Source organism: Mameliella sp. LZ-28, from assembly GCF_012274245.1.
GTDB lineage: Bacteria > Pseudomonadota > Alphaproteobacteria > Rhodobacterales > Rhodobacteraceae > Antarctobacter > Antarctobacter albus.
The window spans coordinates 170854-190532 of record NZ_JAANYX010000033.1; the positions used below are offsets into that span (position 1 = coordinate 170854).

A 19679-nucleotide genomic window follows, 5' to 3' on the forward strand; every position below is an offset into this window, starting at 1 on the left:
CGTATTTCACCAAAGCGGCCCTTTGCGGCCCTGTACCCGCCACTTTCCCGCGCCATGACGGGTCCAGGACATGCGCAAGGATCGCGGGATGACAGGACAGGCCAGCCTTCCCCAAGGCACCCTGCCGGGTGCGACCAGCCCCGCCGGGGCGCTGGCCGCCGACCTGCGCACCCTGACCGCCTTTCGCTTTTTCGCCGCCTTCTGGGTCTTTCTGTTCCATGTTCGCGTGCGGATCGAACCGGGCACGGGGCTGGGCTGGGACATCGTCGAGAACGGCGCGCGGGGGGTGGATTTCTTCTTTATCCTGTCGGGGTTCATCATCGCCCATGTCTACGAAGGGCAGATCACCTCAGGGCGGTTCTCTTTGCGGCGGTTCCTGTGGAAACGCTTTGCGCGCATCTATCCGCTGCACCTGGCGATGCTGCTGATCTTCCTGGCCCTGGCGGTGCTGGGCAACAACCGGCATGACGGGGTCGTCGCCTCTGTGCTGATGCTGCACAGCTGGGCGCTGACAGAGGGGCTGGTGCTGAACGGGCCCAGCTGGACGATCTCGGCCGAGATGTTCGCCTACCTGCTTTTCGGCCTGCTCGCGGTGCGCCGCTACCCGACATGGGCGCTGCTGATCGCCCTGGCGCTCAGTGCTGTCGGGGTGCATCTCTTTGCGCTCAGCCTGGGCAAGACGGCATTCCTGCACCTGACCTGGGATTTCGGCGCCCTGCGCATCCTGCCCCTGTTCATCCTGGGCATGGTGTTGCGCCGGATCGCGCCGCAGGTGTCGATGCGGCTTGGGCTTGTCGCCGGAGCGGTCGGGCTGCTGACGCTGCCCCTGCTGGCCGGCCAGCGCGACCCTGGATATGAGTTGCTCCTGCCCTTCTGCCTGCTGATCGTGGCGGGCGCGCGTCTGTCCGAGGCACCCTGGCTGCCCACAAACAGCCGGGTCATGGTCTACCTCGGAGAGATTTCCTACTCGACCTACATGATCCACGTCCTGGTGATCAAAGCCTGCTATGACTACGCGCCCAAGCTGGGGCTTGCGACCCCCGGCTGGCCGCTGGTGGGGGTGATCGTGATCGCCGGATCGGCGCTCAGCTACCACCTGATCGAACGCCCCGCGCGCCGGTTTCTCAACCTTTTCCTATGAACACCGCTGCCGGGGCATCCCGGTGGAAACCGCACTGATTCCGTGGGGTTGCCCGCGGGCTTTTATCCGACCAAAATTGTCGGATTGACAAAACATACAGAAATAGTCAGCTTTAAGTCATCCCAGCCAGCCCCTCGAATCCGGGCCAAGCCAACGATGTATTCCGGCACGCGGAGACCCATGATGCTGAATGCCAGCGACATTGCCGCAGATCCCCGGACGCCCGGCGAGGGCGACCGGCGGCCCGTGACCCTTGGCTTTTCCACCCTGTTTTCCCTCGAACGCCTGTTCGACCGGATCGAAGGCAAACCGGAGGGACGGACATGGGCCTGAGCACAGCAACCGACACCGGGCAGGCGGACCCCCTGCCCGTCTATGACGCCCGAGACCTGACCGAGGGCGGCGACCTGGCCCGCATCCGCCTGGCCGATCAATTGTACATCCTGCGCATCACCCGCGCCGGCAAACTGATCCTGACGAAATGAGCGGCATGGTCGAAAGAGGCGGCGCGCCGGTCGGTTACCTGTCAGAGCTTGGCCCGGTCGAGGCAGGCGCGGTCCTGTACCTGCGGCTGTGGAACGACGGCGATGCCGCCCGCACCGAGGTCTGGAGCGATTTCGCCCGACACCTGGGCAGCACCGAGGGCCGCCATGCCCTGGGCGTCTTCGAGGACCTCTGTGCGCTTTGCGCGCGCCATTGCCGGCGCCCGCTGATGCGCCACCACGTCACCTGCAAATGCCTGGGCGCCGACGAGTCCTGCTTTGCCACCTTCATCGGATACGCCAGCGAAGGCCAGCGCGAGGATGCGCTGTTGCTGGCGATGACGCTGGTGCGGCCCGACATCGCCCCGATCCTGGCCGCGTTGGCCGAGGATTTCGGCCTGGCGCTGCGCCGCATGACCAGCCGAACCCCCGCCGGGACACCGCGCAAAGCGGGCCCCAACGCTCCGCGGACACTGCACTAGCAAACGCCAAGAGGACAAAGACAGTGAAGATCAAGACCACCCGGACCCTTGCGACCAGCGCGCTGGCGCTGACCCTCGCCGCCGGTTCCGCCCTTGCCGAGGTTTCCAGGACCGAGGTTCTGGACAATTACGCCGATATTGCCGAGGCCATCTACGGCGACAGCCTAATCGCTGCCCAGCGCCTGCAATCGGCCGTCGATGCATTGATCGCCCAGCCTTCGGCGGACACCCTTCAGGCGGCGAAATCCGCCTGGCTGGCCGCCCGCGTCCCCTATCAGCAGAGCGAAGTCTACCGTTTCGGCAATGCAATCGTCGACGACTGGGAAGGCAAGGTGAACGCCTGGCCGCTGGACGAAGGCCTGATCGACTACGTTGACGTGACCTATGGCGGCCCGACCGACGAAAACGCGCTGGCCGCGCTGAATGTCGTCGCCTCGCCCTCGCTGACCATCTCGGGCGAGACCGTGGATGCGGCCGAGATCACCCCTGCCCTGCTGTCCGACACCCTGCACGAGGCCGACGGCGTCGAGGCCAACGTGGCCACTGGCTATCACGCCATCGAGTTCCTGCTCTGGGGCCAGGACCTGAACGGCCATGCACATGGCGCCGGCAACCGCCCCTGGACCGACTATGCCCGGGGCGAGGCCTGCACCAACGACAACTGCGACCGCCGCGGAGACTACCTCAAGGCCGCGACCGACCTGCTGGTCTCGGACCTCGAATGGATCACCGCGCAATGGGCCGAGGGTGGCGAGGCCCGCAGCACCCTGATGGCGGACGAGGCTGCCGGGATCACGGCGATGCTGACCGGCATGGGCTCGCTCTCTTACGGGGAACAGGCAGGCGAACGCATGCGCCTGGGCCTGATGCTGAACGACCCCGAGGAAGAGCACGACTGTTTCTCGGACAACACGCACAACAGCCACTACTACGACGGATTGGGCATCCAGAACGTCTATCTTGGCGAATATGTCCGCATCGACGGCACGCTGATCAGCGGCCCGTCCCTGGCCGACCTCGTCGCCGAAACCGATGCCGCGCTGGACGCCGAGATGCAGGGCAAGCTGGCGCATACGATGATGGCACTTGGCCGGATCAAGTCCGCCGCCGAGGCCGGGTTCAGCTATGACATGATGCTGGAACGCGGATCCGAGGCCGGTGAGGCGCTGGTCATGGGCGGCGTCAACGGGTTGATCGACCAGACCCGCAGCATCGAACGCATCGTTGCCCTGCTGGGCGCCGAGGGCACCGCCATCGAAGGCTCGGACAGTCTCGACGACCCCGACGCCGTCTTCCAGTAAAACCAACCGGATCCGCCGCCATGATCATCTGTCATTGCCAGAACATCACCGATCACGACATTCATTCCGCCATCGACTGGATGCGGGCGGCGGACCCTGAAACCCTCATCACACCGGGCAAGATCTATCACGCATTGGGAAAGGCCGCGGATTGCGGCGGTTGCATGCCGCTTTTCCTTGGCACCATGCGCAAGAATCAAAACTTGGAAGTCCCCATGCACCTCCGTACCCTCAGGGATGGAGCAACACAGGAAACCCGACCATGCAAGGCGACCCGAAAGTCATCGACTACCTGAACCGCGCCCTTCGCAGCGAGTTGACGGCGATCAGCCAGTACTGGCTGCATTACAAGCTGCAAGAGGACTGGGGCCTGGGCCACATGGCCAAGAAGAGCCGCGAGGAAAGCATCGAGGAGATGAACCACGCGGACAAGCTGATGGAACGGATCGTCTTTCTGGAAGGCCACCCCAACCTGCAAAAGCTGGACCCGCTGCGCATCGGCCAGACGCCCAAGGAGACGCTGGAATGTGACCTTGCCGCCGAACAGGAGGCACGCGCTCTCTACAAGGAGGCCCGCGAATACTGTCACGAGGCCGGCGACCACGTCACCAAGGAGCTGTTCGACCAGCTGCTGGCCGATGAAGAAGGTCATATCGACTTTCTCGAAACCCAGCTTGACCTGCACGACCGTGTCGGCGCCGAGAATTATGCCCACCTCAACGCATCGAAGATGGATGAAGCCGAGTAAGCTGGCCTGTCTTGCTGTCCTCATCGGGCCCGCCGCAATGGCGGGCCCGCTTGATGAACCGCATCTGAACTTCACGCCGCGCACCCCGGCCGAGGCCGCGCGCATCGCCAAGGTGCTGGCGCCGCCCCCGGGTTTCGACGCGCCGGAACGGTTCGAGTACAAGCCCGCCGGCGCCGCGACGGTGCGGGTGACGCCGGATGCCAACGCCTTTTCCCTGCCTTCCGCCAGCCTCGATTTCGAGGATGAGCTGACCTTCAAGGTCGGCAACGGGCTGTTCCGCAAGATCTGGGTGTCTTCGCCCTCGTCCACGCTGGCCTCGGACGGGTTGGGGCCGCTGTATAACGCGCGCTCCTGCCAGCGCTGCCACATCAAGGACGGGCGCGGCCATCCCCCCGAAAGCCACGACGACAGCGCAGTGTCGATGTTCCTGCGGGTCTCGGTGCCCGGCGGTCCCGACGACATGATCCCCGAGATCGAGGGCTATATCGCCAGCGCGCCAGAGCCGACTTACGGCACGCAGTTGCAGGATTTCAGCCTGCCGGGCCATGCTGCCGAATACCGCCTGCAGGTGGATTACAAAGAGATCACCGTGCCATTGTCGGGGGGCGAAACCGCCACCCTGCGCAAACCGACTTATACCGCCGCCGACCTGGGCTATGGACCGCTGCACCCAAAAGCCATGCTCTCGCCCCGCGTCGCGCCGCAGATGATCGGACTGGGCCTGTTGGAGGCGATCCCGGCAGCGGAGATCCTGGCCAGGGCCGATCCCGGTGATGCCAATGGCGACGGCATTTCGGGGCGGGCGAATATCGTCTGGTCGGTCGAATTCGACATGCCGATGCTGGGCCGGTTCGGCCACAAGGCGGGCAATCCGACGATCCTGGAACAGACGGCGGCGGCCTTTGTCGGCGACATCGGCATTTCCAGCCCCCTGTTCCCGGCGGGCGCGGGCGAATGCACCGACCTTCAGGCCGACTGTCAGGCCGCGCCGCATGGCGGCGGCGACGCGCGCGGTTTCGAGGTGGACGCCGAGGGGCTGGAACTGACCGCCTTCTACAGCCGCAACCTGGGCGTACCCGCGCGCCGCAACATGGATGACCCTCAGGTGCTGCGCGGCAAACAGGTCTTTTATGACACGGGTTGCGCCGCCTGCCACAGGCCGAAATTCGTGACCCACCGCCTGCCCGACCGGCCGGAACACAGTTTCCAGCTGATCTGGCCCTATACCGACATGCTCTTGCACGACATGGGCGCCGGTCTGGCGGACGGTCGGCCAGAGGCGCGGGCCACGGGCCGCGAATGGCGGACCGCGCCGCTCTGGGGGATCGGTTTGACGGAACAGGTCTCGGGGCATACCACATTCCTGCACGATGGCCGCGCGCGGTCCCTGCTGGAGGCGATCCTCTGGCATGGGGGCGAGGCGCAGGCACAACGCGACGCCGTCACCCGGATGCCGCCGCCTGACCGCAACGCCCTGATCGCCTTTCTGGAAAGCCTCTGACATGCGCAACAGCCTTTTCGCACTCGTGTTTGCCGCCTCGCCGGCCTTGGCCCAGGCGCCCGACGTCAGTGCCATCGTCGATGCTCATATCCTGCCCGGCTACCATGCGCTGGCCGAGAGCACCGCCGCGCTGGCCACCACGGCAGAGCAGCACTGCTCGACAGACGATCCCAAGCTGCAAGAGGCCTATGGCGCGGGGTTCGACGCCTGGATCGCGGTCAGCCATCTACGGTTCGGCCCCTCCGAACAGGGCGACCGGGCCTTTGCCCTGGCCTTCTGGCCCGATAGCCGGGGCGCCACGCCCAAGGCGCTGGGACAGTTGATCCGGGACGAGGACCCGGTGGTTCAAAGCCTCGACAGTTTCCAGAACGTCTCGATCGCGGCGCGCGGCTTTTACGCGATGGAGTTCCTGCTCTACGACGACCAGTTCAGCGCCGCGGGCAGCGAGGCCTACCGCTGTGCGCTGGTCCAGGTCATGAGCGCGGATATCGCAGCCACTTCGGCGGCGATCCTCGCGGACTGGGAAACCGGCTATGCCGACCTGATGCGCCAGCCCGGCAACGAAACCTACCGCACGGCGGAAGAAGCAGCGAAACAGCTGTTCACCGCGTTGGCTACGGGCCTCGAATTCACCGGCGACACGCGGATCGGGCGCCCGATGGGCAGTTATGACCGCCCCCGCCCGATGCGCGCCGAGACCCGCCGCTCTGGCCGGTCGCTGCGCCATGTCGTGCTATCGCTGGCGGCGCTGCGCGACCTTGGCGCGCGGCTGTCCGGTGGGGACAAAGCGCTCGACACTGCCTTTGCCCGCGCCCTGACCCGCGCCGACAATCTGGACGATCCGGTCTTTGCCGGGGTCAGCGATCCGCAAGGCCGCATCCGCATCGAGGCCCTGCAACAACGCATTTACGAGATTCGCGAGATCGTTGCGCAGGATCTTGGCCCCCGGCTGGGCATCGCGGCCGGGTTCAATTCCATGGACGGGGACTGAAATGGCCAACCGACGCCACTTTCTGGCCGGGTTGCTGGCCGCCACCGCCTGCCCGCGCCCGACATGGGCCGAGGCGGGTTCGCCCGCCTTTCTCTCGGCGGCGATGACCCGCGACGGGCGCTACCAGCTGTGCGGGCTGAGCGCCGCAGGTCAGATCACCTTTGCCTGCCCCCTGCCCGACCGAGGCCATGCCGCCGCCGCCCATCCGGAACAGCCCCTTGCCGTCGGGTTCGCCCGCCGTCCGGGGCGATTTGCGGTGGTGCTGGATTGTGTGACCGGCAACGAAATCGCCCGGTTCGACGCCCCCGAGGGGCGGCATTTCTACGGCCACGGCGCCTTTTCGCCCGACGGCACGAGGCTCTATACGGCGGAAAACGACTATGCCGCCGCGCGCGGCGTGATCGGCGTCTGGTCGCTGGACGGCAAGCGGCTGGGTGAGTTCGACAGTCACGGCACCGGGCCGCATGACATCCGCCTGATGCCGGACGGCCAGACGCTGGTGGTGGCAAACGGCGGGATCGAGACCCATCCCGACGCCGGACGGACCAAGCTGAACATCCCGCTGATGGAGCCTTCGCTCGCCTTCCTGTCGCTGGAGGGCGCGTTGTTGGACCAACAGCGGCTGGAGCGGTCCCTGCACAAGAACTCGATCCGTCACCTGGCGGTCGGGCCGGACGGCACCGTGGCCTTCGCGATGCAATGGCAAGGCGATCTGTCCGAGGACCCGCCGCTGATCGGTGTCACCAGACGGGGCGGCACCCCGCGCCTTTTCACCGCCCCGCCCGAGCGGGCCACGCGGATGCAGGGCTACGCGGGCAGCGTGGCGCTGTTGGCCGATACCCAAGAAGTTGCCATCACCTCTCCGCGCGGCGGGCTGGTACAGGTCTTTGACCTTGGCAGCGACGCGCTGAAACGAACAATCGACATGGTGGATGTCTGCGGCGTGGCCGCGAGCGGCACGGGCTTTTTGCTGACCTCCGGCACCGGAGAGGTGCGGGGCGAAACCCATTTCACCCACGACCTGCATTGGGACAACCACCTGGTCCCGATCTGAGAGCGGTCAGGCGGCCCCCAGATCCATCGCGGCGCGGGCGATCACCAGTTCCTCGTTGGTGGGGATCACCAGTACCCGCACCCGCGACATGTCAGAGCTGATGACCGTCTCGTTGGCCACGTTGCGCGCCTCGTCCAGCTCGATCCCGATCCAGCGCAGCCCCCGGCAGACCTGCGCCCGCACCGGCGCGGCGTTCTCTCCGATCCCGCCGGTAAAGACCACCGCGTCCAGCCCTTCCAGCGCGGCGGCCAGCCCGCCCAGTTCCCGCCGGATGCGAAAGCAGAAATAGTCCACCGCCTCGCGGGCACGCGGATCATCCGAGGCCAGAAGCGTTCGCATGTCGCTGCTGATGCCCGAAAGGCCCAGCAGGCCAGAGCGTCGGTAAAGCAGCTCGGATATCTCCGCCGCGTTCATCCCCTCGCTGTCCATCAGGTAGAGCACGACACCGGGGTCGAGTTGCCCCGACCGTGTCCCCATCGGCAAGCCGTCCAGCGCCGAAAATCCCATCGACGAGGCAATGGACCGCCCGCCAAGCAGCCCGCACATCGAGGCGCCATTACCCAGGTGCGCGACCACCACCCGGCCCGCGTGCAGCGTCGGCGCCATCTCGGCCAGAGCGCCCGAGATGTAGTCATAGCTCAACCCGTGAAAGCCGTAGCGCCGCACGCCCTTTTCGTAATAGGCGCGCGGCAGGGCGAAAGTGTCGTTCACGAAGGGATGGTTGCGGTGAAAACCGGTGTCGAAACAGGCCACCTGCCGCGCCTCGGGAAAGGCCCTGAGCGCGGCCCGAATGCCGGCAAGGTTGTGCGGCTGATGCAAGGGCGCAAAAGGTTCCAGCCGCTCCAGCGCGCGCAGGACCTCGGGCGTGATGCAGGTCGGCGCGGCAAACTCCATGCCGCCATGCACGACGCGATGCCCAACGACACCGATTTCGGCCTCGGGAAAGCGCCCCTTGACCTCGTGCAGGACAGCGGACAGCGCCCCGGCGTGATCGGCGGCGGCATGGCCCGGAAGGGCCGTATCCGCCAGTGCGGTGCCATCGGCATCCCGCAGATGCAACTGCGCCGCGCCGCCGATGCGTTCGACCTGGCCGCGCGTCACCAGTTCCGGGTGGCGTCCGCGGAATAGCCCGAATTTCAGCGAGGACGACCCGGCGTTCAGGACCAGCGCATGCGCCATCACCGCGTCCCCGTGATGCGGGCATGGTGCAGCGCCGCCACCGCGCAGGAGGCCAGCCGGGACATGTCGTCGTCGGCGCGGCTGTTGAGGATGATCGGCACGCGCGCGCCCAGCACCAGCCCTGCCCCCTCGGCATGGCTGATGTAGGTCAGTTGCTTGGCCAGCATGTTGCCCGCGTCGATATCCGGCACCACCAGCACCTCGGCCCGGCCCGCAACCGGCGAGGAAATCCCCTTGGTCCGCGCGGCGGCGATGTCGACCGCGTTGTCCATCGCCAGGGGGCCGTCCACCAGCCCGCCGGTGATCTGTTTGCGCTCGGCCATCTTGGACAACAGAGCCGCGTCCACCGAGGATGGAATATCGGGATTCACCATTTCCACCGCCGACAGCACGCCGACCTTGGGTTCCTCGATGCCGATGCTGATGGCCAGGTCGATGGCGTTCTGGACGATGTCCTTCTTGGCCTTCAGGTCGGGCGCGATGTTGATCGCCGCATCCGTCACCAGCAACGGATGCGCCAGCCCGGGCACGTCCATCACGAAGACATGGGTAAAGCGCCGCCCGGCGCGCAGGCCGGTCTGCTTGTCCAGGGCCGCGCGCAGCAGGTCATCGGTGTGCAGGTGACCCTTCATCAGCGCCCCCGCCCGACCCTCTGTCACCAGCGCCACGGCGCGGCGGGCGGCAGTGGCGTGGTCCGGTTCGGCCACGATTTCGACCCCGTCAAGGCTCTGCCCCAGCTCTGCCGCCGTGGCCCCGATCTTGTCCGGGCAGCCGACAAGGATCGGCGTGATCAGCGTTTGATCGCGCGCCAGCAGCGCCCCGCCCAGCGAGTTCGGCTCTTCGGGTGCGATCACCGCCGTCACCAGCGGCGGCAAGGGCGCGGCACGGGCCAGCAGTTTCTCGAAATGCCGATGACGCTGGACGATCAGCCCCGGCAGATCGTGGCTGGAATAGCTGATCTTGCGGCGCGGCGCCTCGACCTCTGCCACACCGGAGAGGATCAGCGCGCCATCCGCCGGACGCGTGACCTCTGTCGCAAGGGTCACGATGCCGGTCTGTTCATTGCGGTCGGTGACGGTGACGCGGCTTTCCAGTTCGTCCCCGGCATGGGCGCGGTTGTGAAAGACAAGGCTTTGCGCGTGGTACAACGTCCCCGCCCCGGGCAGCATGTTGCCCAGCACCGCCGAGACCAGCGCGCCGACGAACATGCCGGGCGCAACGGCCTCGGGCGCACCGTCGCCATCGCCGTCCACGTTGAACACATGCATCGGGTTGTGATTGCCGGAGACATTGGCAAAGACGATCAGGTCGTCCTGCGTACACAGACGCCGCAACGAGGCCGTGTCCCCCGGCTGCAACTCGTCGAATGTCCTGTTTTCAATCTTCATGGCCTGCAATCCCTTTCCTCGAACCGCCCACGGACCGGCCCAGACCTAGAGGAGGTGGCGCCCCGCGACATGACGCAAGTCAATACCGGCCCAATGTGACGGGAGTTTCCGCAGGCGCGCAACCAGAGGGGCACAGGAAAAAGGCCCGGCACATGTGCCGGGCCTTTTAACGGTCTTTCGCGATGACTTACCGCAAGTCGTCTGGCAGGAGGGCGTCGGGGAGGTTCTGGTAGCAGACCGGGCGCAGGAAGCGGCGGATGGCCAGGGTTCCGACCGAGGTCGCGCCGAAGTTGGTCGAGGCCGGGTAAGGCCCGCCGTGGACCATCGCGTCGGCCACCTCGACCCCGGTCGGAAAACCGTTCACCAGCAGCCGCCCGGCCTTGCGCTCCAGCACCGGCATCAGGCGTTGCGCAAGCCCCGTGTCGCCCTCGTCCATGTGCAGCGTGCAGGTCAGCTGGCCCTCGAACCCGCGCGCCAGCTGCGCCATCTCGTCGGGGCCGGACACCCGCACGACAAGGCCCAGCGGGCCAAAGACCTCTTCGCCAAGCGCATGATCCTGCAGGTAAGTCTCGGCGTCCGTCTCGTAGAGATTGGGCGAGGCATTGCGCCCCTCGCTCTCCGTCGTCAGCACCGGGCGCACCGGGTTGCGGGTGTCGAAGCGCTGTTTACCGTTCTTATACGCATCGGCGATACCCTCGGTGAGCATGCACTGGGTCGTGACGCCCTTCAGCGCCTCGGCGGCGGCTCTGACAAAGGCGTCGCCGGCCTCTCCCATCTCGACCACGGCGATGCCGGGGTTGGTACAGAACTGCCCGGCGCCCATGGTCAGCGAGGCGGCCCAGCCTTCGCCGATCGCCGCGCCGCGGGCCTTCACGGCCTCGGGCAAAAGGAACATCGGGTTGACGCTGCCCAGCTCGCCGAAGAAGGGGATCGGTTCGGGGCGCTGCGCGCAGAGGTCGAAAAGCGCCCGGCCCCCGCCCAGCGAGCCGGTGAAGCCCACGGCGCGGATCAGCGGGTGCTGGACCAGCGCCTGGCCCACGTCGCGCTTGCCGCCCTGGATCAGGCTGAAGGTGCCGGGGTGGACGCCGGTCTTCGTGATGGCCGCATGGATGGCCTCGGCGACGATCTCGCCGGTGCCGGGATGGGCCGAATGGCCCTTGACCACGACCGGGCAGCCCGCCGCCAGGGCGCTGGCGGTGTCGCCGCCGGCGGTGGAAAAGGCGAGCGGGAAGTTCGAGGCACCGAAGACCGCGACCGGGCCGATCGGGCGCTGCACCATCTTGAGGTCCGGGCGCGGCAGTGGCTGGCGGTCGGGCAGCGCCTCGTCGTGGCGGCGGTCGAGGTAGGCGCCGTCCAGGATGTGGCTGGCAAACAGGCGCAGCTGGCCGGTGGTACGGCCGCGCTCGCCCTGCAGGCGCGCCTCGGGCAGGCCGGTCTCCTGCGTGCCGATCTCGGTGATCTGTTCGGCGCGGGCCTCGATCTCGTCGGCGATGGCGTTGAGGAAGGCGGCCCGGGTCTCGCGGCTGGCATAGCCGTAGGACCAGAAGGCCTCCTCGGCGGCCTCGCAGGCCCGGTCGACCAGCGCCGGCGTGCCGACGCTGTAGTCATGCGCCGGGCCATGCGCCGGCTCAGAGGTGAAGGTCGTCTCGCCAGAGACCCACTCCCCTGCGATCAGGTGACGGCCGTGCGGCGTGAAGGTGGATTTGTCGAGCATGTCGAGAACTCCTTTACTTGCCCCATTTCAGGGCGATGAGGTCCAGGTCGCCTGCGAGTTGCAACAGGCGCTCCCGCGTGCGCGGGGTCATGGGTTTCAACGGATGGCGGACGTGATCGGATCCGATCACGCCGCCCTCTTTCATCACCACCTTGCAGGCGCGCAGCCCGCACTGGCGGTTTTCATGGTTGATGAGGGGCAGGCACTTCGTCCACTGCGCAAGGGCCGCGTCCTTGTCACCGGCAAGATAGCTGCGGATGATGACGCCGATATGCTCGCACTGCAGGCCCGAGGTCATGGTGCCGGTACACCCGGCGTCGAGATCGGCCAGCAGCGTCACCGCCTCTTCACCATCGAAGGGGCCGATGATGTCCTTGCCCCCGGCCTCGATGAGCGCTGCCAACTTGTCGGCGGCAAAGGGCATTTCCATCTTGAAATAGCTGACGTTTTCCAGCTCGCGCGCCATGCGCGCCAGAAGCGGCACAGACATCTGACAGCCCGACAGCGGGGCGTCCTGCACCATGATCGGGATCGAGATCGCGTCGGAGACCGCCCGGAACTGCTCATAGATCCCGGCCTCGGAGGGGACCAGCCCGACACCGTGATAGGGTGGCATCATCATGACCATCGACGCGCCCAGGGCCTGCGCGGCCTTGGCCCGGTCGACCACGATGCCGGTGCTGAAATGGCTGATCGTGACGATCACCGGCACCCGGCCCGCGACATGTTCCAGGCTGATCCGCATCAGCGTGGCGCGTTCCTCGTCCGACAGCACGAACTGTTCCGAATAGTTGGCGAGGATGCAGATCGCATCAACCCCCTGGTCGATGATGCAGTCCAGAACACGGCGCATCCCCTCTTCGTCGACGCGGCCGTCATCATGGAAGGGCGTGGGGGCAACAGGAAGAATGCCGGTCAGCGGCGTTTTCATGGCGGGTCCTTTCTAGGTATCGGATGCGCGCAGGCGCTTATTCGTGGAAGGGGGCGACGGTCTCGCGCCGGCCCAGCAGGAAGGCATCGGCCACATGGCGCATGGGCGAGAGATCCACATCGCTGCCGCCCGAGGCGACAAGCTGTGCCATGCGGGCGTAGAGGCGCGGGTATTCGCCGGCCAGCGCCGGGCCATCGGCGCTTTGCTCGATGCCGTCGATCACCATGCGGGCGCCACCGTCGTGCAGTTCCAGCCTGCCCCGGTCGGTCTCGGCCTCGATGGTCCAGATCTGATCACCGTCCTGGCGCCAGTCGAAGACGGCACCCACCTCGGCCCCCGCCGGGTGGGCAAAGCGCAGGCTGGCCGCGATCGGCCCCTGCTTGTTCTCGGGCACCTCCAGCGTGGCGTCCGTCAGGTGGATGGCATCGGGCAGGATCTCGGTCAGGATCGACAGCGCATTGATGCCCGGATCAAAGACCCCCAGGCCGCCGGGTTCCCAGATCCAGTCCTGGCCGGGATGCCAGCGGCGCACGTCCTCTTTCCAGGTGATCTGCAGGCGGCGCAGGGTCTTGTCCGCCAGCCAGGCCTTGGCCGCAGCCACCATCGGCGCCTCGCGCGAATGCCAGGTGGCATAAAGCGAGACCCGCTGCGCCTGCGCCATGTCGATCAGCCGGTGACATTCCGACAGCGAGGCGCCGGGGGGTTTTTCCAGCATGACATGCCGTCCCGCCGCGATGGCGGCAGCGGCATAGTCAAAGCGCGGCACCGGCGGCAGGCAGAGCGAGACCACGCGGATGTCGCTGCGCCGCTCCAGCAGTTCGGCGAAGTCGGTAAAGCTCTCGACCCCGTCGACGCTACCCTTGCGCGAAACGGTGGCGGCCAGATCCCAGTCCGGCGAGGCGGCAATGGCCGGAACGTGCTGATCGAGGGCGATCTTGCCGATCCCAACAAGTGCGATTTCCATCAATGCGAGTCCCTTCCGACCGGGGCGCCGCGGCACCCCTTGAGAAAATCCAGGTCGGCGCCGGTGTCGGCGCCCTCGACATGCTGCTGGTGCAGCCAGGCATAGCCGCTTTCGGGGCGTTCATGGGTCGGGGTCCAGTCCGACAGGCGCGCCTGCAATTCCTCGTCGGACACATCCAGGTGCACACGACGCGCGGGCACGTCAACCTCGATCATGTCGCCGTTTTTCACCACGGCCAGCGGTCCGCCCGCCGCCGCCTCGGGCGAGGTGTGCAGGATCACGGTGCCGTAGGCGGTGCCGGACATGCGCGCATCGGAAATGCGGATCATGTCCTTGATGCCCTTTTTCAGCACCTTGGGCGGCAGGCCCATGTTGCCGACCTCGGACATGCCCGGATAGCCCTTGGGCCCACAGTTCTTGAGCACCATGATGCAGGTTTCGTCGATGTCCAGGTCATCGTCGTTGATCTTGGCCTTGTAGTCGTCGATGTCCTCGAAGACGACCGCCCTGCCCCGATGCTGCATCAGGTGTTTCGAGGCGGCAGAGGGTTTCAGCACCGCACCCTTGGGGGCAAGGTTGCCCTTCAACACGGCGATCCCGCCCTGGTCGGTCAGCGGCTTGTCGACCGGCAGGATCACATCCTCGTTCCAGTTCTTCGCCTCCTTGACCTCGTCCCAGATCGTGCTGCCGGAGACGGTCAGCGCGTCCTTGTGCAGCTTGCCGCCCTCGCCCAACCGTTTCAGCACGACAGGCAGGCCGCCGGCGTAAAAGAACTCTTCCATCAGGTATTCACCCGAGGGCTGAAGGTTGAGGATCGTGGCGATGTCTCTTCCGCAGCGGTCCCAGTCGTCCAGCGTAATGTCCACGCCGACGCGGCCCGCGATGGCCAGCAGGTGCACCACCGTGTTGGTGGACCCGCCAACGGCACCATTGGTGCGGATTGCGTTTTCGAACGCTTCGCGGGTCAGCACGTCCGAGGGTTTCAGATCGTCCTTGACCATCTGCACGATGCGACGGCCCGTCAGCTGCGCCATGACGCGGCGGCGCGAGTCCACCGCCGGGATCGCGGCGTTGCCGGACAGGGCCATGCCCAGCGCCTCGCACATCGACGCCATGCTGGACGCCGTGCCCATCGTGTTGCAGGTGCCGGAGGAACGCGTGACGGCCGCCTCGGCCTCAAGGAACTCGTCTTGTGTCATCTCGCCGGCCTTCACCGCCTCGGAGAAGCGCCAGAGGTGCGTGCCCGCGCCGACGCGTTCACCCTGGAACCAGCCGTTCAGCATCGGCCCGCCGGTGACGACGATCGACGGCAGATCGCAGGAGGCGGCGGCCATGAGCAGCGAAGGCGTGGTCTTGTCACAGCCCACCATCAGGACACAGCCGTCCATCGGCTGGCCGCGGATCTGTTCCTCGATCGACAGAGCGGCAAGGTTGCGGAACATCATCGCCGTGGGGCGAAAGGTGTTCTCGGAGGCGCTGAACACCGGCACCTCGACAGGAAAGCCACCGGCCTCCCAGATACCCGCCTTCACCTTTTCCGCCAGTTCGCGCAGGTGACCGTTGCAGGGCGTCAGTTCCGACCAGGTGTTCAGGATGCCGATGATCGGGCGCCCGTCGAACAGGTCCTCGGGATAGCCCTGGTTCTTGAGCCAGCCGCGATGATAGATCACGTCCTTGGTGCTGCCACCGTACCATTCCTGGCTGCGCAGTTTGCGGGGCCATTCTGCCGGTTTGAACGCCATCTGCTTGCCTCCTTCCCTTGGGGAGATACGCCCGAAGGCGCACCGTCACCCCTGTTTCGATTTGTTGTAGACGTCGAAGATCACGGCAGCGAGCAGCACCAGCCCCTTGATCACCTGCTGGTAGTCGATGCCGATGCCCATGATCGACATGCCGTTGTTCAGCACGCCCATCAGGAAGGCGCCGACGACGGCCCCCACGATCTTGCCGACACCGCCCGACATCGAGGCCCCGCCGATGAAGACCGCCGCGATCACGTCGAGTTCCAGCGCGAAGCCCGCCTTGGGCGTGGCCGAGTTCAGGCGCGCCGCAAAGACCATGCCCGCGATCCCGGCCAGCACGCCCATGTTGACGAAGGCGAGGAAGGTCAGCCGCTCGGTCTTGATGCCCGAGAGTTTGGCCGCCTTCTCGTTGCCGCCCAGCGCGTAGATGCGCCGGCCCGTGACCGTGCGTTCGGTGAAGAAGGCATAGATGATCGTCAGCACGCCCATGGTGATGAGCACGTTCGGCAGGCCCCGGAAGGTCGACAGCTTGAACAGGATGAAGATCAGCGCAACCGCGATGATGCCGATGCGGGCCAGGAAGAAAGCCTGCGGTTCGCCGGCCATGCCATAGGCCTTGTTCTGGGCGCGCGCCTTGAGTTCCATCCAGACGATCAGCCCTGCAGCCACGAGGCCGGTGCCCAGCGCCAGCACGTTCACCCGGCGCTGGCCAAGCAGGTCGGCAACGCCCTGCGAGATCCCCTGCGGGAAGATGTCCGGCACAAAACCGTTGGCCAGCATCTGGAATTCGCGCGGGAACGGGCCAAGCGACTGACCTTCAAGCAGCCACAGCGACGCGCCCCGGAACACCAGCATCCCCGCCAGCGTCACGATGAAGGAAGGGATCTTCCAGTAGGCGATCCAGTACCCCTGCGCCGCGCCGATCAGCCCACCGGCGACAAGGCAGGTGATCATGGTGACGGCCGTGGACATTTCCCATTCCACGATCATGACGGCGGCCAGGGCGCCGACGAACCCCATCACGGACCCGACCGACAGGTCGATGTTGCCCGAGACGATGACGATCAGCATCCCCAGCGCCATGATGACGATATAGCTGTTCTGCAACAACAGGTTGGTGACGTTCACCGGCTTCAGCAGCGTGCCCTCGGTGACGATCTGGAAAAAGGCCATGATCGCGATCAGCGCGAACAGCAGCCCGTATTCGCGCAGGTGGCGGACGAGGTATTCGCCGATCCCCTGCTTTTCGGGCGCCTCGGCCCCGTGCTCTGCAAAGTCCATTACAGGCTCCCTTATTCGGTCACGATGAGCGACATGATGCGCTCCTGGCTGGCGTCCTCGGCACTCAGTTCGCCGACGAATGCGCCCTCGTTCATTACGTAGATGCGGTCACACATGCCCAGGAGTTCGGGCATTTCGGAGGAGATCATGATCACGCCCTTCCCCTGCGCGGAGAGGTCGTTGATGATCCCGTAGATCTCGAACTTGGCGCCGACGTCGATGCCGCGCGTCGGTTCGTCCAGGATCAGCACCTCGGGCTTGGCGAACAGCCATTTCGAGAGGACAACCTTTTGCTGGTTGCCGCCCGAAAGGTTCATCACGCGCTGGAAGACACCCGGCGTGCGGATGTTCAGCGCCTTGCGATACTCCTCGGCCACGCGCGTTTCGGCGCTTTCGTTCAGCACCTGGCCGCGCGCCACCTCTTCGAGGTTGGCCATCGTGATGTTGCGCTGGATCGTCTCCTCGAGGATCAGGCCCAGCGACTTGCGGTCCTCGGTGACATAGGCCAGCCCGGCCTCGATCGCCTTGCTGACGGTGCTGACGTCGACCGGCTTGCCGCTGATCTCGACACTGCCGGAAATGTTGCGCCCGTAAGAGCGGCCGAAGATGCTCATGGCGAGTTCGGTGCGCCCGGCCCCCATCAGGCCCGCGATGCCCACGACCTCGCCGGCGCGGACGGCCAGGTTGATGTCCTCGATCACCTGACGGTCGGCGTGCAGCGGGTGCCAGACGTTCCAGTCCTTGACCTCCATCAGCACTTCGCCCGCGCGGCGTTCGCGCGCCGGGTAGCGGTGCGCCATGTCGCGGCCCACCATGTCGCGCACGATGTTGTCCTCGGTGATTTCCTGGGTCCTGGCGTCCATCGTGGAGACGGTGGTGCCGTCCCGGATCACCGTCACAGAGTCCGCGACGCGGCGCACCTCGTTCAGCTTGTGACTGATGATGATCTGCGTGACGCCCTGCTGCTTGAGTTCCAGCATCAGGTCCAGCAGCGCCTGGCTGTCGCTTTCCGACAGCGCCGCCGTCGGCTCGTCCAGGATCAGCAGGCGCACTTCCTTGGACAGCGCCTTGGCAATCTCGACCAGCTGCTGTTTGCCCACGCCCAGTTTGTCGACCAGCGTGCTGGGCGGTTCCTTGAGGCCGACCTTGTGCAACAGGTCCTCGGTGCGCCGGTTGGTCTCGCGCCAGTTGATGATGCCGCCGCGTGCGCGTTCGTTGCCCAGGAACAGATTTTCCGCGATCGACAGAAGCGGCACAAGCGCCAGTTCCTGGTGGATAATGATGACGCCCTTCGCCTCGGAGTCCGAGATGTTGCCGAACTCTGCCAGCGCGCCGTCATAGTGAATTTCGCCGTCGTAGCTGCCCGCCGGATAGACCCCGGACAGGACTTTCATCAGGGTCGACTTACCCGCGCCGTTTTCCCCGACCAGCGCGTGAATCTCGCCTTCCTTCACCGTCAGGTTGACCGTGTCCAGCGCCTTGACCCCAGGAAACTCCTTGGTGATCCCGCGCATTTCCAGAAGCGCCGTCATCCCCACTCCCCAATTTTCTGGTGGTTGCCAAGGCCCGCCCGCCGCCGTGACGCCGGACGGGCCCCGGGAGTAACCGGTTACTGGACCTGGTCCATCGTGTAGTAGCCGGAGCCGATGATCACGTCTTCCCAGTTGGACAGGTCGACCGAGACCGGTTCCAGCAGGTAGGAGGGCACGACCTTGACGCCATTGTCATAGGTGGTGGTGTCGTTGATCTCGGGCTCGCCACCTTTCAGCAGGGCCTCGACCATGCCCACGGTCACGCGCGCCAGTTCGCGGGTGTCCTTGAAGACGGTCGAATACTGCTCGCCCGCCAGCATCGACTTGACCGACCGGATCTCGGCGTCCTGGCCGGTGACGATCGGCATGTCCAGGTCGCCCGAACCATAGCCCACGCCCTTGAGCGACGAGATGATGCCGATGGACAGACCGTCGTAGGGCGACAGGACACCGTGCACGCGGGCATCGGTGTAATGCGCCGACAGCAGGTTATCCATGCGCGCCTGCGCCACCGCACCGTCCCAGCGCAGGGTGCCGACCGTGTCCATGCCCATCTGGCCGGAGACGATGTTGATGGTGCCGTCGTCGATCAGCGGCTGCAGCACCGACATGGCGCCATCGTAGAAGAAATACGCGTTGTTGTCGTCCGGCGAGCCGCCGAACAGCTCGACATTGTAGGGGCCGTCGCCGAAACGCTCCTCGAGGCCGGCGACAAGGCTGGAGGCCTGCTGCACGCCGACCTTGAAGTTGTCGAAGGTGGCGTAATAGCTGACGTATTCGCTATCGCGGATCAGGCGGTCATAGGCGATGACCTGGATGTCGGCGTAATAGGCGTTTTCCAGCGCGCTCGACAGGGTTGTGCCGTCGATGGCGGCGATCACCAACACGTCGACGCCGTTGGTGATCATGTTCTCGATCTGCGCCAGCTGGTTGGGAATGTCGTCCTCGGCGTACTGCAGGATCGTATCATAGCCTGCGGCCTTGAACTGTTCGACCATCGACTCGCCATCAGAGATCCAGCGCGACGAGGATTTGGTCGGCATCGCGATGCCAACGGTTTCGGCCACGGCGCCATAGCTGGACAGCGCCACTGCCGCCGAAGCGAGCAGAAGTTTCATGTTCATTGGTAGCCTCCCAAGGTCGGCGCGCGCCCTCCTGCGGCGACGCCTGATCTGTGTTTCGGACCCAGTGGATCCGGGCGTGACCGTAAGACGGGGCTGTATACCTGTAAAATTCCGATTATGATGA

The 19679-nt window shown here is 65.9% G+C and carries 19 protein-coding genes; 10 read left to right on the forward strand and 9 right to left on the reverse strand.

Features of this window, described 5'->3' with window-relative positions; all coding sequences use genetic code 11:
- The first annotated feature begins 70 nt into the window (after positions 1 to 70).
- The 10 genes from G9Q80_RS18770 to G9Q80_RS18815 all read left to right on the forward strand — a co-directional run bounded on the left by G9Q80_RS18770 (position 71) and on the right by G9Q80_RS18815 (position 7700).
- Entirely contained in the window at positions 71 to 1141 is a 1071-nt protein-coding gene (locus G9Q80_RS18770; protein WP_088714128.1) for an acyltransferase family protein, read from the forward strand.
- A gap of 180 nt (positions 1142 to 1321) precedes the next feature.
- A complete protein-coding gene (locus tag G9Q80_RS18775) occupies positions 1322 to 1474 on the forward strand; it encodes a hypothetical protein (RefSeq protein ID WP_157903779.1) in 153 nt (50 codons plus the stop codon).
- Positions 1465 to 1626, forward strand: coding sequence for a hemin uptake protein HemP (gene hemP / locus G9Q80_RS18780; protein ID WP_088714129.1), 162 nt, complete (start codon positions 1465 to 1467; stop codon positions 1624 to 1626). Before G9Q80_RS18775 ends, hemP begins: the two co-directional genes overlap by 10 nt.
- Positions 1623 to 2105: a hypothetical protein gene (locus tag G9Q80_RS18785; RefSeq protein WP_088714130.1), complete on the forward strand. Its 483-nt coding sequence runs from the start codon at positions 1623 to 1625 to the stop codon at positions 2103 to 2105. The genes hemP and G9Q80_RS18785 overlap by 4 nt, the downstream gene beginning before the upstream one ends.
- 29 nt (positions 2106 to 2134) lie before the next feature.
- Entirely contained in the window at positions 2135 to 3406 is a 1272-nt protein-coding gene (locus G9Q80_RS18790) for an imelysin family protein (RefSeq protein WP_184757090.1), read from the forward strand.
- An 80-nt stretch (positions 3407 to 3486) separates the two neighbouring features.
- A complete protein-coding gene (locus G9Q80_RS18795) occupies positions 3487 to 3702 on the forward strand; it encodes a (2Fe-2S)-binding protein (RefSeq protein ID WP_308421222.1) in 216 nt (71 codons plus the stop codon).
- The gene (gene bfr / locus G9Q80_RS18800; protein WP_043143194.1) at positions 3669 to 4154 is read left to right on the forward strand and encodes a bacterioferritin; all 486 of its coding nucleotides are present in this window, start codon (positions 3669 to 3671) and stop codon (positions 4152 to 4154) included. Before G9Q80_RS18795 ends, bfr begins: the two co-directional genes overlap by 34 nt.
- Before the next feature lie 37 nt (positions 4155 to 4191).
- A complete protein-coding gene (locus tag G9Q80_RS18805) occupies positions 4192 to 5655 on the forward strand; it encodes a di-heme oxidoreductase family protein (RefSeq protein WP_088714131.1) in 1464 nt (487 codons plus the stop codon).
- A 1-nt stretch (position 5656) separates the two neighbouring features.
- Positions 5657 to 6646 carry an imelysin family protein gene (locus G9Q80_RS18810; RefSeq protein ID WP_088714132.1) on the forward strand — a complete coding sequence of 330 codons (990 nt, stop codon included), beginning with the start codon at positions 5657 to 5659 and terminating at the stop codon, positions 6644 to 6646.
- Position 6647: 1 nt separating this feature from the next.
- Positions 6648 to 7700, forward strand: a complete 1053-nt coding sequence (locus tag G9Q80_RS18815; RefSeq protein ID WP_088714133.1) for a DUF1513 domain-containing protein — start codon at positions 6648 to 6650, stop codon at positions 7698 to 7700.
- 6 nt (positions 7701 to 7706) lie between these two features.
- Here G9Q80_RS18815 and G9Q80_RS18820 read toward each other — a convergent pair whose 3' ends face one another.
- From G9Q80_RS18820 to chvE, 9 genes are all read right to left on the reverse strand, one after another.
- Positions 7707 to 8879 carry an acetate/propionate family kinase gene (locus G9Q80_RS18820; RefSeq protein ID WP_088714134.1) on the reverse strand — a complete coding sequence of 391 codons (1173 nt, stop codon included), beginning with the start codon at positions 8877 to 8879 and terminating at the stop codon, positions 7707 to 7709.
- Positions 8879 to 10267 (reverse strand): bifunctional enoyl-CoA hydratase/phosphate acetyltransferase, encoded by a 1389-nt coding sequence (locus G9Q80_RS18825; protein WP_088714135.1) that lies wholly within the window; start codon positions 10265 to 10267, stop codon positions 8879 to 8881. The genes G9Q80_RS18820 and G9Q80_RS18825 overlap by 1 nt, the downstream gene beginning before the upstream one ends.
- A gap of 187 nt (positions 10268 to 10454) precedes the next feature.
- Positions 10455 to 11981, reverse strand: coding sequence for an aldehyde dehydrogenase (NADP(+)) (locus tag G9Q80_RS18830; RefSeq protein ID WP_168246570.1), 1527 nt, complete (start codon positions 11979 to 11981; stop codon positions 10455 to 10457).
- Positions 11982 to 11994: 13 nt separating this feature from the next.
- Positions 11995 to 12912: a dihydrodipicolinate synthase family protein gene (locus G9Q80_RS18835; protein ID WP_043144358.1), complete on the reverse strand. Its 918-nt coding sequence runs from the start codon at positions 12910 to 12912 to the stop codon at positions 11995 to 11997.
- Positions 12913 to 12949: 37 nt separating this feature from the next.
- Entirely contained in the window at positions 12950 to 13876 is a 927-nt protein-coding gene (locus G9Q80_RS18840) for a Gfo/Idh/MocA family protein (RefSeq protein WP_043144356.1), read from the reverse strand.
- Positions 13876 to 15618, reverse strand: coding sequence for an L-arabinonate dehydratase (gene araD, locus G9Q80_RS18845; protein WP_088670383.1), 1743 nt, complete (start codon positions 15616 to 15618; stop codon positions 13876 to 13878). Before araD ends, G9Q80_RS18840 begins: the two co-directional genes overlap by 1 nt.
- Positions 15619 to 15663: 45 nt before the next feature.
- Positions 15664 to 16899 (reverse strand): multiple monosaccharide ABC transporter permease, encoded by a 1236-nt coding sequence (gene mmsB, locus G9Q80_RS18850; RefSeq protein ID WP_043144354.1) that lies wholly within the window; start codon positions 16897 to 16899, stop codon positions 15664 to 15666.
- Positions 16900 to 16910: 11 nt separating this feature from the next.
- Positions 16911 to 18431 (reverse strand): multiple monosaccharide ABC transporter ATP-binding protein, encoded by a 1521-nt coding sequence (gene mmsA, locus G9Q80_RS18855; protein WP_043144353.1) that lies wholly within the window; start codon positions 18429 to 18431, stop codon positions 16911 to 16913.
- A gap of 77 nt (positions 18432 to 18508) precedes the next feature.
- Positions 18509 to 19555, reverse strand: a complete 1047-nt coding sequence (gene chvE / locus G9Q80_RS18860; RefSeq protein WP_043144352.1) for a multiple monosaccharide ABC transporter substrate-binding protein — start codon at positions 19553 to 19555, stop codon at positions 18509 to 18511.
- Positions 19556 to 19679: the final 124 nt, after the last annotated feature.

Excerpts from the sequence above, each read along its gene's own strand:
- G9Q80_RS18770 (WP_088714128.1), top strand. The coding sequence starts at position 71 with ATGCGCAAGGATCGCGGGATGACAGGACAGGCCAGCCTTCCCCAAGGC.
- G9Q80_RS18775 (WP_157903779.1), top strand. The coding sequence starts at position 1,322 with ATGATGCTGAATGCCAGCGACATTGCCGCAGATCCCCGGACGCCCGGC.
- hemP (WP_088714129.1), top strand. The coding sequence starts at position 1,465 with ATGGGCCTGAGCACAGCAACCGACACCGGGCAGGCGGACCCCCTGCCC.
- G9Q80_RS18785 (WP_088714130.1), top strand. The coding sequence starts at position 1,623 with ATGAGCGGCATGGTCGAAAGAGGCGGCGCGCCGGTCGGTTACCTGTCA.
- G9Q80_RS18795 (WP_308421222.1), top strand. The coding sequence starts at position 3,487 with ATGCGGGCGGCGGACCCTGAAACCCTCATCACACCGGGCAAGATCTAT.
- bfr (WP_043143194.1), top strand. The coding sequence starts at position 3,669 with ATGCAAGGCGACCCGAAAGTCATCGACTACCTGAACCGCGCCCTTCGC.
- G9Q80_RS18805 (WP_088714131.1), top strand. The coding sequence starts at position 4,192 with ATGGCGGGCCCGCTTGATGAACCGCATCTGAACTTCACGCCGCGCACC.
- G9Q80_RS18810 (WP_088714132.1), top strand. The coding sequence starts at position 5,657 with ATGCGCAACAGCCTTTTCGCACTCGTGTTTGCCGCCTCGCCGGCCTTG.
- G9Q80_RS18815 (WP_088714133.1), top strand. The coding sequence starts at position 6,648 with ATGGCCAACCGACGCCACTTTCTGGCCGGGTTGCTGGCCGCCACCGCC.
- G9Q80_RS18820 (WP_088714134.1), bottom strand. The coding sequence starts at position 8,879 with ATGGCGCATGCGCTGGTCCTGAACGCCGGGTCGTCCTCGCTGAAATTC.
- G9Q80_RS18825 (WP_088714135.1), bottom strand. The coding sequence starts at position 10,267 with ATGAAGATTGAAAACAGGACATTCGACGAGTTGCAGCCGGGGGACACG.
- G9Q80_RS18830 (WP_168246570.1), bottom strand. The coding sequence starts at position 11,981 with ATGCTCGACAAATCCACCTTCACGCCGCACGGCCGTCACCTGATCGCA.
- G9Q80_RS18835 (WP_043144358.1), bottom strand. The coding sequence starts at position 12,912 with ATGAAAACGCCGCTGACCGGCATTCTTCCTGTTGCCCCCACGCCCTTC.
- G9Q80_RS18840 (WP_043144356.1), bottom strand. The coding sequence starts at position 13,876 with ATGGAAATCGCACTTGTTGGGATCGGCAAGATCGCCCTCGATCAGCAC.
- araD (WP_088670383.1), bottom strand. The coding sequence starts at position 15,618 with ATGGCGTTCAAACCGGCAGAATGGCCCCGCAAACTGCGCAGCCAGGAA.
- mmsB (WP_043144354.1), bottom strand. The coding sequence starts at position 16,899 with ATGGACTTTGCAGAGCACGGGGCCGAGGCGCCCGAAAAGCAGGGGATC.
- mmsA (WP_043144353.1), bottom strand. The coding sequence starts at position 18,431 with ATGACGGCGCTTCTGGAAATGCGCGGGATCACCAAGGAGTTTCCTGGG.
- chvE (WP_043144352.1), bottom strand. The coding sequence starts at position 19,555 with ATGAACATGAAACTTCTGCTCGCTTCGGCGGCAGTGGCGCTGTCCAGC.